10 protein-coding genes and 1 tRNA gene are annotated in these 13,195 nt (G+C 59.6%); all 11 read left to right on the top strand.

The annotated features are described in order from the left end of the window. Positions 1 to 340: EF-Tu C-terminal domain-related protein (locus PYK22_RS00005; RefSeq protein WP_041972967.1), on the top strand; the 340-nt coding region annotated here is incomplete at its 5' end. Positions 341 to 497: 157 nt separating this feature from the next. Continuing rightward, positions 498 to 650, top strand: a complete 153-nt coding sequence (rpmG, locus tag PYK22_RS17100; protein ID WP_083437457.1) for a 50S ribosomal protein L33 — start codon at positions 498 to 500, stop codon at positions 648 to 650. Positions 651 to 657: 7 nt separating this feature from the next. Beyond that, a tRNA-Trp gene (locus PYK22_RS00010) sits at positions 658 to 733 on the top strand. Between the two features lie 52 nt (positions 734 to 785). Continuing rightward, positions 786 to 1,157: a preprotein translocase subunit SecE gene (gene secE, locus PYK22_RS16130; protein WP_060635151.1), complete on the top strand. Its 372-nt coding sequence runs from the start codon at positions 786 to 788 to the stop codon at positions 1,155 to 1,157. An 18-nt stretch (positions 1,158 to 1,175) separates the two neighbouring features. Continuing rightward, positions 1,176 to 1,736, top strand: coding sequence for a transcription termination/antitermination protein NusG (nusG, locus tag PYK22_RS00020; RefSeq protein WP_041972969.1), 561 nt, complete (start codon positions 1,176 to 1,178; stop codon positions 1,734 to 1,736). Positions 1,737 to 1,767: 31 nt separating this feature from the next. Then, a complete protein-coding gene (gene rplK, locus PYK22_RS00025; protein ID WP_041972971.1) occupies positions 1,768 to 2,196 on the top strand; it encodes a 50S ribosomal protein L11 in 429 nt (142 codons plus the stop codon). A 72-nt stretch (positions 2,197 to 2,268) separates the two neighbouring features. Then, entirely contained in the window at positions 2,269 to 2,964 is a 696-nt protein-coding gene (rplA, locus tag PYK22_RS00030) for a 50S ribosomal protein L1 (protein WP_041972973.1), read from the top strand. A gap of 34 nt (positions 2,965 to 2,998) precedes the next feature. Next, positions 2,999 to 3,532 (top strand): 50S ribosomal protein L10, encoded by a 534-nt coding sequence (rplJ, locus tag PYK22_RS00035; RefSeq protein ID WP_041972975.1) that lies wholly within the window; start codon positions 2,999 to 3,001, stop codon positions 3,530 to 3,532. 172 nt (positions 3,533 to 3,704) lie between these two features. Further along, positions 3,705 to 4,100, top strand: a complete 396-nt coding sequence (gene rplL / locus PYK22_RS00040; RefSeq protein ID WP_041972977.1) for a 50S ribosomal protein L7/L12 — start codon at positions 3,705 to 3,707, stop codon at positions 4,098 to 4,100. A 369-nt stretch (positions 4,101 to 4,469) separates the two neighbouring features. Further along, positions 4,470 to 8,915: a DNA-directed RNA polymerase subunit beta gene (gene rpoB / locus PYK22_RS00045; protein WP_041973489.1), complete on the top strand. Its 4,446-nt coding sequence runs from the start codon at positions 4,470 to 4,472 to the stop codon at positions 8,913 to 8,915. Positions 8,916 to 8,988: 73 nt separating this feature from the next. Further along, complete coding sequence (gene rpoC, locus PYK22_RS00050) at positions 8,989 to 13,158, top strand: DNA-directed RNA polymerase subunit beta' (RefSeq protein WP_041973492.1); 4,170 nt, start codon at positions 8,989 to 8,991, stop codon at positions 13,156 to 13,158. Positions 13,159 to 13,195 lie beyond the last annotated feature (37 nt).

A 13,195-nucleotide genomic window follows, 5' to 3' on the forward strand; every position in this document is an offset into this window, starting at 1 on the left:
AGAGCGGCGGGATGTGGAGCGTGGGCAGGTGATTGCCAAGCCTGGGACGATCACGCCGCATGTGCGGTTTCGGGCCGAGACGTATGTATTGACGAAGGAGGAGGGGGGTCGGCACACGCCGTTTTTCAGTGGGTATCGGCCGCAGTTTTATTTTCGGACGACGGATGTGACTGGGGTGGTGAAGTTGCCTGAGGGGGTGGAGATGGTGATGCCCGGGGACAATGTGAATTTGGAGGTGGAGTTGATCACGCCAGTGGCGTTGGAGAAGGGGTTACGGTTTGCGATTCGGGAAGGTGGGCGGACGGTTGGAGCTGGCACCGTCACCGAAATACTGGAATAAAGTGATGAGGGCCGTCCGTTCAGGTGGTGGGGCGCAAAGCCTATACCGAAGACGAGTCCCCTTCAGTGAAGGAAGAAGCTCTTCAATTGGGAAATTGGGATCCCCTTTCGGATCGATCCTGTAGGTCGGCTGGATCTTCGATTGAGGAAGTGGAACGATGCCGCGCGATAACATAGTATTGCAATGCACCGAGTGTAAGAGTCGTAACTACACGACCACGAAGAACAAAAAGACGACGACTGAACGGCTGGAGTTTCGTAAGTTCTGTCGTCGGTGCAGACGTCACACGACGCATCGGGAGACGAAGTGAGCGGTGCAGGGGTATGGTGTTAACGGTTAGCACGTCGGTCTCCAAAACCGAAAGTCCGGGTTCGAATCCTGGTACCCCTGCCAAACATTCAAGCTCGGTTTGTGCCGGCGAGGGCTGGACAAAGGGTAGGCGGCCGTGAAGAGAGAGGATCAGGCGACAGGCATGAGCGTAGGAGATGAGTCGAGCCTCGCTCCGTCATCCTCCCGCGTCGAGTCGGGGCAGGTTGCGCGGCTGAGCGAAGATTCAGAGGAACGGAAGGGGAGAGGGGCGCGTCAGGAATCGCCGGGGGCAGGGTTTTTCGACCGAACGTGGCAGTTCGTCCATGATGTGCGCGGAGAGCTGCGGCGCGTGACCTGGCCGACGGCGAACGAGGTCAAAAACATAACGATCATCACATTGATCACGGTGATCTTCTTTGCCGCCTATCTTTTCTTAGTGGACCAGCTTTTCACGCTTTTGGTGACGCAACTGGAGCGCGCGATCAATTGGTTGCTCGGCGGCGCGTGAAGATAGGATCGAAGCTTTATGAAGCAGTGGTTCATTCTCCACACCTACTCGGGGCACGAAAAGAAGGTGCGCGAAAGCCTAAAGGCGCGCATCCGCGATATGGGGCTTGAAGATGTTGTCCCCGAGGTCATCGTCCCGACCGAGACGGTGGTGGAGATGCGCGGCAACAAGCGGGTCGAATCTTCGCGCATGTTCTATCCCGGGTATGTGCTCGTGCAGATCGAGTGTGATGAGCGCGGCCACATCCCCGACAAGGTCTTCCATCTCGTTAAAGCTACGCCGAAAGTGACCGGATTCGTTGGCGGACAACATCCAACTCCGCTCACTCCCGAAGAGGTCGATCAGATCGTCCATCACGTGACGGAGGCGGCGGAGAAACCGAAGCCGAAATTTACATACTCGGTCGGCGAAACGGTGCGCATCAAATCGGGGCCGTTCGCCAGTTTCACGGGCAAGGTCGAAGAGGTCAATAAGGAGAAATCGACGCTGAAGGTGGTTGTGACCATCTTCGGACGTTCGACGCCAGTCGAATTGAATTTCCTGGATGTCGAGAAGGTGACTTTTACGGAAGATGAGTAGGATTTGAAGAGGTGGGCGAGGCGAGAGGTATATGGCGAAGAAGGTTACAGCGCAGATAAAGTTGCAGGTTCCGGCGGGAAAAGCGAACCCGGCGCCGCCGATCGGCCCGGCGCTCGGTCAGCACGGCGTTAACATCATGGAGTTCTGCAAGGCTTTCAACGCGCGCACGGCCAACATGGATCCGGATATGAAGATCCCGGTGGTCATCACCGTCTATTCGGATCGGTCTTTCACTTTCGAGACGAAGACTCCGCCCGTCGCCGATCTGCTCAAAAAGGCCGCTGGGATCCAGAAAGGCTCGAGCAAACCGAATCGCGAGAAGGTGGGTAAGATCACGCGCGCGCAACTTGAGGAGATCGCGCGCTTGAAATTGCCCGATCTCAATACGACGAGTCTAGAGAGCGCCATTCGCACCGTCGAAGGGACGGCGAAGAATATGGGGCTCATCATCGAAGGTTGAGCGAAGAAGGCTCTGAGCCTTCTTCGCGAGGGAGGATGGCGAGGATCATCCGTTCGAACCTCGGAGGTGGAGATGCCAAAACACGGGAAGAAGTATCGCGCCGCACTGGAGAAGATCGATCGGAATAAGAAGTATAGCCTCGAAGAGGGCATCGCGAAGATCAAAGAGATATCCTTCGCTAAATTCGATGAGACGGTCGAGTTGACGGTCTGGCTGGGGGTTGACCCGCGCAAGGCCGATCAACTCGTGCGAGGCACCGTCGTCCTGCCGCATGGACTCGGCAAAACCAAACGCGTCCTCGTCATCACTCAGGGCGAAAAGGTCAAAGAGGCTGAAGAAGCTGGCGCCGATTTCGTCGGCGGTGAGGACGTTGTCGAGCGCATCAAAGGCGGATGGCTCGATTTCGATGCCGTGATCGCCACGCCCGATGTGATGCGCATGGTCGGGCAGTTGGGTAAGATCTTGGGCCCGCGCGGACTCATGCCGAATCCGAAGACCGGCACCGTAACGTTCGATGTAAAGACGGCGGTCCAAGAGACGAAAGCTGGCAAGGTTGAGTATCGCGTCGATAAGACCGGCGTCATCCATGTGCCGATCGGCAAAGTCTCTTTCGAGACGGATAAGCTGCATGAGAACGCGCGCGTGCTGCTCGAAGCCATCGCCCGCGCCAAACCGGCGACGGCCAAAGGGCGTTACATGAAGAGGGTTTGGCTTTCGGCGACGATGACGCCGAGCGTGACGGTGGACGAAGCGGCCTTTGCAAAGTAGTGGGCGGGCCCAATCATTCGCGAGGGATGAGAGGATGAAAACGAGAAAGCAGAAGCAGCAGGAGTTGGAATCGCTGGCGCAACAATTTCGCGAGGCGACGTCCGGCGTGCTCATCGGCTTCAATAAAGTGACGGTCGAGAAGGATCAGGCTTTTCGACGGAGCCTGCGCGAAGTCGGAGCGCAGTATCGCGTCGTCAAAAACACTATCGCGCGGCTTGCGGCAACGGGGACGCCGTTTGAGCAAACGGTGGGCCATCTGAAAGGGATGACGGCGGTCGCGCTCAGCAAATCGGATCCGGTTGCTCTGTCGAAGGCCGTCTCGAAAGCCCTCAAGGAGAATCCCGAACTTTTCTCCTTCAAGGTCGGGATCGTCGAAGGGCGCGTCGTCGAGCTCAAGGATTTGGAGGCGATCGCCAATCTGCCATCGCGCGAGCAGTTGATCTCACAGCTGATGTTCTTGCTCAACTGTCAGGCGCAGCGGTTGGCGACCGTTCTGTCGGCGGTGCCGCGCAATCTCGCCATCGTCATCAAGCAGATCGGCGAGAAGAAGGAGGCGGCTGCGTCGTAAAGGAGTTGAAATCGCCTGCGGACGAGCGGAGCGGGGGCGATAGTCAGGGTCGTCCTTCATCAGCTCGGACTTCGCGCTCGATCGGGATGCAACGAGCGAGCGCCGTCCCGTCCGTGCTCTCGAATCGAAACCGAACTCAATCCCCATTTTAAGGAGGACGAACTGTAATCTTATGGCAATTACGCGCGAGGAAGTCATCGAATATCTGAAAAATATGACGCTGCTTGAAGCGGCGCAGTTGGTGAAGGAACTGGAGGAGACCTTCGGCGTTTCGGCGGCGGCAGCGGCAGTTGCTGTCCCCGCGGCTGGTGTCGCGGCGGCGGGCGGCGCTGAAGCGGCGGCTCCGGCGGAGGAGAAGACCGAATTCGACGTTATCTTGCAGAACGCGGGCGCGAACAAGATCAACGTCATCAAGGTCGTCCGCGAGATCACTTCGCTCGGTCTGAAGGAGGCCAAGGATTTGGTCGAATCGGCGCCGAAGCCGATCAAAGAGGGGGTCTCGAAGGAAGAGGCCGAAGCGATTCGCAAGAAACTGACCGACGCGGGAGCGACCGTCGAGGTCAAATAAGAAGCGGTTTGAGCGCGGGGAGCGCTGCGGAGCCCTCTCCGTGCGATCTCTTCCCGCGGCAGATAGCTTGACAGCCGAGCCGGTGACAGCTTAAGCTAAAAGGGCGTTGAGGCGTTGGCGTCACTCCCGTGGCAGTTCTACATAAGAGTTTAACCGCTCGCCAAAGCGGTCGGGGGAGTTTCCGTCCCGACCGCGCTTTGGCCTTTTTGCGCGAAAATTCCGAAAACCTCATGAACTCGCTGAACAATCCGAATAGACCGTCTCTATCGAGCGATGCCGCGCGGCGCGCAGGCATATAGATTTTCAACCTAAAAACTTCGTCAGAAGCAGGGTCGAGCAGCGATGAACATCATCAACAATCCGCTCCAGATGGATAATGTCGGCGCGGGACGCCGCACAAGTCAGCCGCCCAAACGGCACGATTTCTCCAAGATCAAAACCTCCGTGCGGATCCCGAATCTCATCGAGATTCAGCGCGAGTCGTACAACCGCTTCATGCAGATGGACCTTTTGCCTGAGGAGCGGCAGATGGTCGGTTTGCAAGCCGTCTTTCGGTCCATCTTCCCGATCTCCGATTTTCGGGGAACGGCGGAGTTGGATTTCGTTGAGTATCAAGTTGGGAGCTGGCAGTGTAAGTGCGGGCGGCTCGAAGGGCTTCGCCATTTGCGCGAGAACTGCCGCAACTGCGGCGCGCTCATCAAGGTCGATCCCTTGAATCCGGGCGAGACGCTTTGCCAAAAATGCGGCACCTTCAATAACGTGCGTCCTAAGCTGTGCGACAACTGCGGCGAGCCCGTCGGGCTCAAACACAAGCACGATCAACAAGAGTGCCGCGAGCGCGGGATGACCTATAGCGTGCCGCTTAAGGTCAAGATCCGCCTGACTGTTTACGATCAGGATCCGGAAACGGGTGCGCGTTCGATTCGCGATATCAAGGAGGAAGAGGTCTTCTTCGGCGAGATCCCGTTGATGACCGACACGGGAACGTTCATCATCAACGGGACCGAGCGGGTCATCGTCAGCCAGTTGCATCGCTCGCCGGGCGTCTTCTACGAAAAGTCGCCGGTCTATCTGGCCAAGATCATCCCGTATCGCGGTTCATGGGTCGAGTTCGAATACGACCAGAAGAACCTCTTATACGTGCGCATCGACCGCAAGCGCAAGTTCCTTGCGACGATCTTTCTGCGCGCGCTCGGGCTATGGCTCGACCCGCAGTTCGATCCGCACTCTCTGCGCACTGATGCGGAGCTTGAAGAAGCCGTCAAGAAGGCGGAGTTTACCGACGAGCAGTTGTTGCGCGCCTTCTACACAGCGGATCGCATACGAGTGCGCGATGGGCGACTCTTTGCGCAGATCCCCGAGCACGGTCCGACCAACATCGTCGGATTGAGAGCCGAGCACGACATCAAAGGGCGAGGGGCGGAGCCGATCGTGCGGGGCGGCAAGAAGATCACCAGTTCGGCGATCGAGGCTCTGCGTAAGAGCGGCATCAGCGAGATCGAGATCAGCGGAGCGCAGCTAGAGGGCGCCTACGCCTTGGGCGATGTGATCAATAAAGCGACGGGCGAGGTGTTGCTCGACAGTAACTCTGAGATCACTCCGACGAAGCTACAGGAGATCATCGGGGCGGGCATCGAGGAGTTCACCGTCTTCTTCCCCGAACGGGATGAGATCGGGTCGGTTCTCGCGCAGACGCTCAAGAAGGATCTCATCCGCAAGCCCGTCGATGCGTTGCTTGAGATCTATCGCAAGATGCGTCCGGGCGACCCGCCGACCGTGCAGACGGCCTTCCGTTTGTTCGAAGGGATGTTCTTCGATGAGCGGAAGTTCGATCTGTCGCGCGTCGGACGCTTGAAGTTCAACATCAAGATGGGCAAGCCGGAGAACGAGCGGATCGACGACCCGCTGTTGTCGCCGCAAGACTTCATCGAAGTCGTCAGCTACTTGCTCAAGATGCGCGCCCGTCCGACCGAGTATCAGCCCGATGACATCGATCACTTGGGCAATCGTCGCGTGCGCGCCGTCGGCGAGTTGCTCGAGAACCAGTTCCGCATCGGGCTGGTGCGCATGGAACGGGCGATCAAAGAGAAGATGGCCATTCAGCAGGACATGCAGACGATCATGCCGCGTGATCTGGTGAATGCTAAGCCCGTCACGGCAGCGGTGCGCGAGTTCTTCGGCTCGTCGCAGCTTTCGCAGTTCATGGACCAGACCAATCCGCTCTCCGAGATCACGCACAAGCGGCGGTTGTCGGCGCTCGGACCCGGCGGGCTATCGCGTGAGCGCGCTGGATTCGAGGTGCGTGACGTGCATCCGACGCATTACGGGCGCATCTGCCCGATCGAAACGCCCGAAGGTCCGAACATCGGATTGATCTCGTCGCTTTCGTGCTTTGCGCGCATCAACGAATATGGCTTCATCGAATCGCCTTACCGCAAAGTGGTCGATGGGCGCGTCGTCGAGTACGTGCGCATCATCAATGGCGGCGACACCAAGTTCAAGCCGGGCGACCATGTGCCGCAGGAAGAGGTGGATAAGGCGAACAAGAGGATCGGCCCCGACGGGCGTAAAGCCGAGTACGAGCCTTATCCCTTCTACTTGACGGCTTGGGAAGAGGACAAGTACGTCATCGGTCAGGCGAACATCGAGCTCGACGAGAAGGGCTACATCATCAACGAGCGCAACGCGGCGCGACGTGCGGGCGAATTCATCACGGCGCGGCGCGAGGAGATTCAATTCATCGACGTCAGCCCGAAACAGCTCGTCTCGGTCGCCGCGAGCCTGATCCCGTTCCTCGAAAACGACGACGCCAACCGCGCGCTCATGGGATCGAACATGCAGCGGCAGGCCGTGCCGTTGCTGCGCGCCGAAGCGCCGTACATCGGGACGGGAATGGAGCAGGTGACGGCGCGTGACTCCGGAGCGGTAGTGGTGGCGCGGCGGGACGGCGTCGTCGATTATGTCGATTCGGAGCGCATCATCGTGCGCGCCGATCACAACGTCGATGGGACGATCTCGCGCGAGGTGACGGCGGACATCTACACGTTGACCAAGTTCCGTCGTTCGAACCAGAACACATGCATCAATCAACGCCCGATCGTGCGCGTCGGTGAGCGTGTGACGAAAGGGCAGGTGATCGCCGATGGTCCGTGCACGGACCGCGGCGAGTTGGCGCTCGGGCGTAATGTGCTCGTCGCTTTCATGCCGTGGCGCGGTTATAACTTCGAGGACGCGATCCTCGTCTCGGAACGTTTGGTCAGGGACGATTACTACACTTCGATTCACATCGAGGAGTTGGAGATCGAGGCGCGCGACACCAAGCTCGGTCCCGAAGAGATCACGCGCGACATTCCGAACGTCAGCGAGAGCATGCTGCGCGATCTGGATGAGTCGGGGATCATCCGCATCGGCGCTTATGTCAAACCCGACTCCTACCTGGTCGGCAAGGTGACGCCGAAAGGCGAATCGCAATTGACGGCGGAAGAGAAGCTGTTGCGCGCGATCTTCGGCGAGAAGGCGAGCGACGTTAAAGATGCGAGCTTGAAATGTCCGCCGGGGATCGAAGGGACGGTGGTCGATGTGCAGGTCTTCACGCGCAAAGGGCAGGAGCTCGACAAACGTTCGCTGGCGATCCAAGCCGAGCAGGAGGCGCGATTGCGCCGCGATTTGGAGGACGAGATCCGCATCTTGCGCGAGCAGCGCGATGAGCGCATCTACGAGTTGTTCGAAGGGCGCAAACTCGCCGCCGATCTCGTCGTCGATCGCGAGGTGCGTATCCCGAAAGGCGTCACCATCACGCGCGAGATGCTGAAGGGATTGGAACCGAAGCATCTGCGCAAAGCGCAGCTTGCCGGCGGGCGCGTCGATGTCGCCAAGGAGATCAGGGAGTATGAGGAGCGGACCGAACGTCAGATCCGCATCCTCGAAGACATCTACGAAGAGAAGATCGCCAAACTGAAGCAGGGCGATGAGCTGGCGCCGGGCGTCATCAAGATGGTCAAAGTCTTCATCGCCATGAAGCGCAAGCTTTCGGTCGGCGATAAGATGGCCGGGCGCCATGGCAACAAGGGCGTGATCGCGCGCATCCTCCCGATCGAAGATATGCCCTATCTGCCGGACGGGACGCCGGTCGATATCGTCCTGAACCCGCTCGGCGTGCCCTCGCGCATGAACGTCGGGCAGATCCTGGAGACGCACTTGGGATGGGCCGCGCGCGTGCTCGGACTCCACTTTGCGACGCCCGTCTTCGACGGCGCGACCGAGGGAGAGATCAAACAGAAATTGCGCGAGGCGAGCGCGCGATTGCGCGAACTGGGATTGCCTGAGATGGTCGATGTCACGGGCAAGACCGTGCTCTACGATGGGTTGACTGGCGAGCCTTTCGAGCAGAAGGTGACGGTGGGCTACATCTACATGCTGAAACTCTCGCACCTCGTGGATGACAAGATCCACGCTCGCTCGATCGGTCCGTACAGCTTGATCACGCAGCAGCCGTTGGGTGGCAAGGCGCAGTTCGGCGGACAGCGCTTCGGCGAGATGGAGGTATGGGCGCTCGAAGCATATGGCGCAGCGCACATCCTTCAGGAGTTGCTCACGGCGAAGTCCGATGATGTCGCCGGGCGCTCGAAGATCTACGAAGCGATCGTCAAGGGCGAGGCTGACTACAAACCCGGCGTGCCCGAATCGTTCAACGTGCTCGTGCGCGAATTGCAATCGCTCTGTCTCGATGTCGAGTTGATCAAACGGAACGGCGATCAGCTCGCCGATAGCGACAGCACCGGACGGCCTGTGGTCACCGGCGGAAGCATCGAGTGATCAGGCGCGACGTTGTGAGGCGCTTCTTTCGGAAGCGGAACCTGAAACTCCAAAACCATCCATGCATGGAGAGATGACCGTGTTCAAGTTTCAGCAAGAGAAGACGCAACTCGGACCCGATTTCGATGCCATTCGCATCAGCCTCGCTTCGCCGGAGAAGATCCGGCAATGGTCACATGGCGAGGTGACCAAGCCCGAGACGATCAACTATCGCACGTTCAAGCCCGAGCGCGACGGCCTGTTCTGCGCGCGCATCTTCGGTCCGGTGACCGACTGGGAGTGTCTGTGCGGCAAGTACAAGCGCATGAAGCACCGTGGCGTCATCTGCGACAAGTGCGGCGTCGAGGTGACGCAGGCCAAGGTGCGGCGCGAACGGTTGGGCCACATCGAGCTCGCTAGCCCGTGCTCGCACGTCTGGTTCTTCAAGGGGTTGCCGAGCCGCATCGGTCATCTGCTCGACCTTTCGATGCGCGATCTCGAAAAGGTCCTTTACTTCGAATCCTACATCGTCATCGATCCGGGCGACGCGCCGGTCAAGGAGAAAGAGCTCTTGACCGAGGAGCGTTACCGCGAACTCGTGCGCGATTATCCGGGCAAGTTCACGGCCAAGATGGGCGCCGAAGCGATCAAGGAGTTACTCGCGCGCGTCGATCTCGAAGCTTTGGCCAAGGACTTGCGCCAGAAGATGAAGGAGGAGCAGTCGCAACAGAAGAAGCTCAAATATTCCAAGCGGCTCAAGGTCGTGATGTCCTTCTTGAAGTCGGGGAATCGTCCAGAATGGATGATCCTCGATGTAATCCCGGTCTTGCCGCCGGAGCTTCGTCCGTTGGTTCCGCTCGATGGCGGGCGGTTTGCGACTTCGGACTTAAATGATCTTTATCGGCGCGTGATCAATCGCAACAATCGATTGAAGAAGTTGATGGAGTTGCGCGCGCCCGAAGTGATCGTGCGCAACGAGAAGCGCATGCTGCAAGAGGCCGTCGATGCGCTCTTTGACAACGGGCGACGTGGGCGCGTGCTGCGCGGCGTCAACAATCGTCCGTTGAAGTCTCTGAGCGACACGCTCAAAGGCAAACAGGGACGCTTCCGACAGAACCTTTTGGGCAAGCGCGTGGACTACTCAGGCCGCTCGGTGATCGTCGTCGGTCCGGAGTTGAAGTTGCATCAGTGCGGTCTGCCGAAGAAGATGGCGCTCGAGCTTTTCAAGCCGTTCATCTACAATCAGCTCGAAAAGCAAGGTTATGCGGCGACGATCAAGCAAGCGCGCGAGATGGTGGACCGTCAAGAGCCGATCGTGTGGGACATCCTCGAAGAGGTCATCCGCGAACACCCCGTGCTCTTGAACCGCGCGCCGACGCTCCACCGGCTTGGCATTCAAGCCTTCGAGCCGGTGCTCGTCGAAGGCAAGGCGATCAAGATCCATCCGTTAGTCTGCACGGCGTTCAACGCCGATTTCGACGGCGATCAGATGGCCGTGCACATCCCGCTCAGTCCCGAAGCGCAGATCGAAGCTTCGGTCTTGATGCTGTCGTCGAACAACATCTTGAGCCCGGCCAATGGCCAGCCGATCGCCGTGCCGTCGCAGGACATCGTGCTCGGTTGCTACTATCTGACGCGCGAGAAACCGGGCGCTCCCGGCGAGGGGCGCGTCTTCGCCTCGACCGAAGAGGTGCTGCTTGCGCTCGACGCCGGATTGGTGACGACGCAGACGCCGATCAAACTGCGTTTCGTCGGAGATCTGATCGATCTCACGCAGGAGCGCGATCCGCAAGATGTCATGCGCGCCACCGTGCAGCGGAACGTCCGGCGCATCATCGATACGACGGTCGGGCGCGTCATCTTCAACGATCAGATTCCGGATGGATTGCCGTTCATCAACGGGACGCTGAAGAAGAAGGGGCTGCAGACGCTCGTCAACTATTGCCATTTGCGGCTCGGCCATCAGACGACCGTCAAGATGCTCGACGATTTGAAGACGCTCGGTTTCCTCTATGCGACCAAGGCTGGCGTCTCGATCGGCATCGACGATCTGGTGACTCCGGAGTCGAAGAACGAGATCGTCAAGAAGGCCGAGCAAGAGGTGATCGAAGTCGAAAAGCAGTGGCGCGATGGCGTGATCACTAACGGCGAGCGTTACAACAAGGTGATCGCCATCTGGTCCGAGGCGACCGACAAGGTTGCCAAGGAGATGTTCCGCGCGATGGAGGAGCGCGAGCGCGAAACGGGCGAACTCAACCCGATCCTGATCATGACCGATTCGGGCGCGCGGGGCACGGCGCAGCAGATCCGTCAGCTCGCCGGGATGCGCGGGTTGATGGCCAAGCCCGATGGTTCGATCATCGAAACGCCGATCCGTTCGAACTTCCGCGAAGGTTTGAACGTGTTGCAGTACTTCATCTCGACACACGGCGCGCGCAAAGGGCTGGCCGATACGGCGTTGAAGACCGCCGACTCGGGCTACCTGACGCGCCGCTTGGTCGATGTCGCCCAAGACGTCATCGTGTCGGAAGAGGACTGCGGCACGCTCAAAGGCATCTGGGCGACGGCGATCGTCGAAGGCGGCGAGGAGATCGAGTCCTTGCGCGACCGCATCATCGGTCGCGTTGCGCTCGAAGACGTGATCGATCCGGTCGAAGGGACGGTCATCGTCAAAGCCAACGAGGAGATCACGGAGGATTTGGCTGCGGAGATTCAACGCAGCGGCGTGCAGCGCGTGCGTATCCGTTCGGTCTTGACCTGCGAATCGCGCCGCGGCGTGTGCGCCAAATGCTACGGGCGCAACCTCGCGACTGGGAAGCCGGTGGATATCGGCGAAGCGGTCGGGATCATCGCCGCCCAGTCGATCGGCGAACCGGGCACGCAGCTTACGATGCGCACGTTCCACATCGGCGGCACGGCCCGCTTGGAAGAGTCCTCTAAGCATGAGGCGCGCATGGATGGCACGATCCGTTACATCGATCTGCAGACGGTCAAGAACCGGCGCGGCGAGCGGATCGCCATGAACCGCAATGGCGCGCTCGCGATCATCGATGATCGCGGACGCGAAGTGGCCCGTTACCAGATCGTCTATGGCGCGCACATCCACGTCGAGGATGGCGAGCGCGTGCAACAGGACCAGTTGCTCGCGACATGGGATCCTTACACCTTCGCCATCCTCACGGAAGTCGGCGGTCGCGTCGCGTATCGCGACCTGAAAGAGGGCGTAACAGTTGATGAGGAAGTGGATGAGGTGACCGGTCAAGTCCGCCTCGTCGTCAAGGACTCGCCCGATGAGAAGCGCCAACCGCGCCTCGAGATCCGCGACGGCAACAAGGTATTGAAGACTTACCAGATGCCCGTTCGCGCCAATCTCATGGTGCGCGACGGCGACGAGGTCGAGCCGGGTGACGTGATCGCCAAGATCCCGCGCGAGACCACCAAGACCAAAGATATCACGGGCGGTCTGCCGCGTGTGGTCGAACTGTTTGAGGCGCGCAAGCCGCGGGAAACCGCCGTGATGAGCGAGATCGATGGCACCGTGCGGCTCGGTCCGATCGTCAAGGGCAAGCGCAAAGTGATCATCGTCGGCGATGATGGCGAGGAGCGCGAGTACGATATCCCGCGCGGCGTGCACATCAACGTGCAGGACGGCGACCGCGTGCGGGCTGGCGAGCCGTTGATGGATGGTCCACTGAACCCGCACGATATCTTGCGCGTGCTCGGCATGAGCCGGTTGCAGGAGTATCTGGTCAACGAGATCCAAGAGGTCTATCGCCTGCAGGGCGTCAACATCAACGATAAGCACATCGAGGTGATCGTGCGTCAGATGTTGCGCTGGGTGCGCGTCAAGGAGGTGGGCGATACCGACTTCCTCGTCGATGAGCAAGTGGACCGCTTCCGTTTCGAGGACGAAAACGCGCGCGTCATCGCGCAAGGCGGCGAACCGGCGAAGGCCGAGCCGCTGCTCCTCGGGATTACGAAAGCGTCGCTTTCGACCGATTCGTTCATCTCAGCGGCTTCGTTCCAGGAGACGACGCGCGTGCTGACGGAGGCCGCCGTCTCGGGGCGCGTCGATTACCTGCGCGGCCTCAAGGAGAACGTCATCATGGGCCGCTTGATCCCTGCCGGGACGGGCATGAAGTACTACCGCAACTTCCGCCTCGAGAAGGATGAGACGATCGAAGAAGCGGTCGAGAGCGTGGCCGAAGAGGTCGAAGGGCGTCTATCGGAACCGCAACTCGGCGAGAAAGTGAGCGGCGATTAGCGAAGCTAAGAAAAGGGGAGGGATCGGAGGCCCAAGC

Source organism: Pyrinomonas methylaliphatogenes, from assembly GCF_000820845.2.
GTDB lineage: Bacteria > Acidobacteriota > Blastocatellia > Pyrinomonadales > Pyrinomonadaceae > Pyrinomonas > Pyrinomonas methylaliphatogenes.

Bases quoted from the DNA above. Each gene is read 5' to 3' on its own strand.
- rplL (WP_041972977.1), top strand. From the start codon at position 3,705: ATGGCAATTACGCGCGAGGAAGTCATCGAATATCTGAAAAATATGACG.
- nusG (WP_041972969.1), top strand. From the start codon at position 1,176: ATGAAGCAGTGGTTCATTCTCCACACCTACTCGGGGCACGAAAAGAAG.
- rpoB (WP_041973489.1), top strand. From the start codon at position 4,470: ATGGATAATGTCGGCGCGGGACGCCGCACAAGTCAGCCGCCCAAACGG.
- rplJ (WP_041972975.1), top strand. From the start codon at position 2,999: ATGAAAACGAGAAAGCAGAAGCAGCAGGAGTTGGAATCGCTGGCGCAA.
- rpmG (WP_083437457.1), top strand. From the start codon at position 498: ATGCCGCGCGATAACATAGTATTGCAATGCACCGAGTGTAAGAGTCGT.
- rplA (WP_041972973.1), top strand. From the start codon at position 2,269: ATGCCAAAACACGGGAAGAAGTATCGCGCCGCACTGGAGAAGATCGAT.
- rpoC (WP_041973492.1), top strand. From the start codon at position 8,989: ATGACCGTGTTCAAGTTTCAGCAAGAGAAGACGCAACTCGGACCCGAT.
- rplK (WP_041972971.1), top strand. From the start codon at position 1,768: ATGGCGAAGAAGGTTACAGCGCAGATAAAGTTGCAGGTTCCGGCGGGA.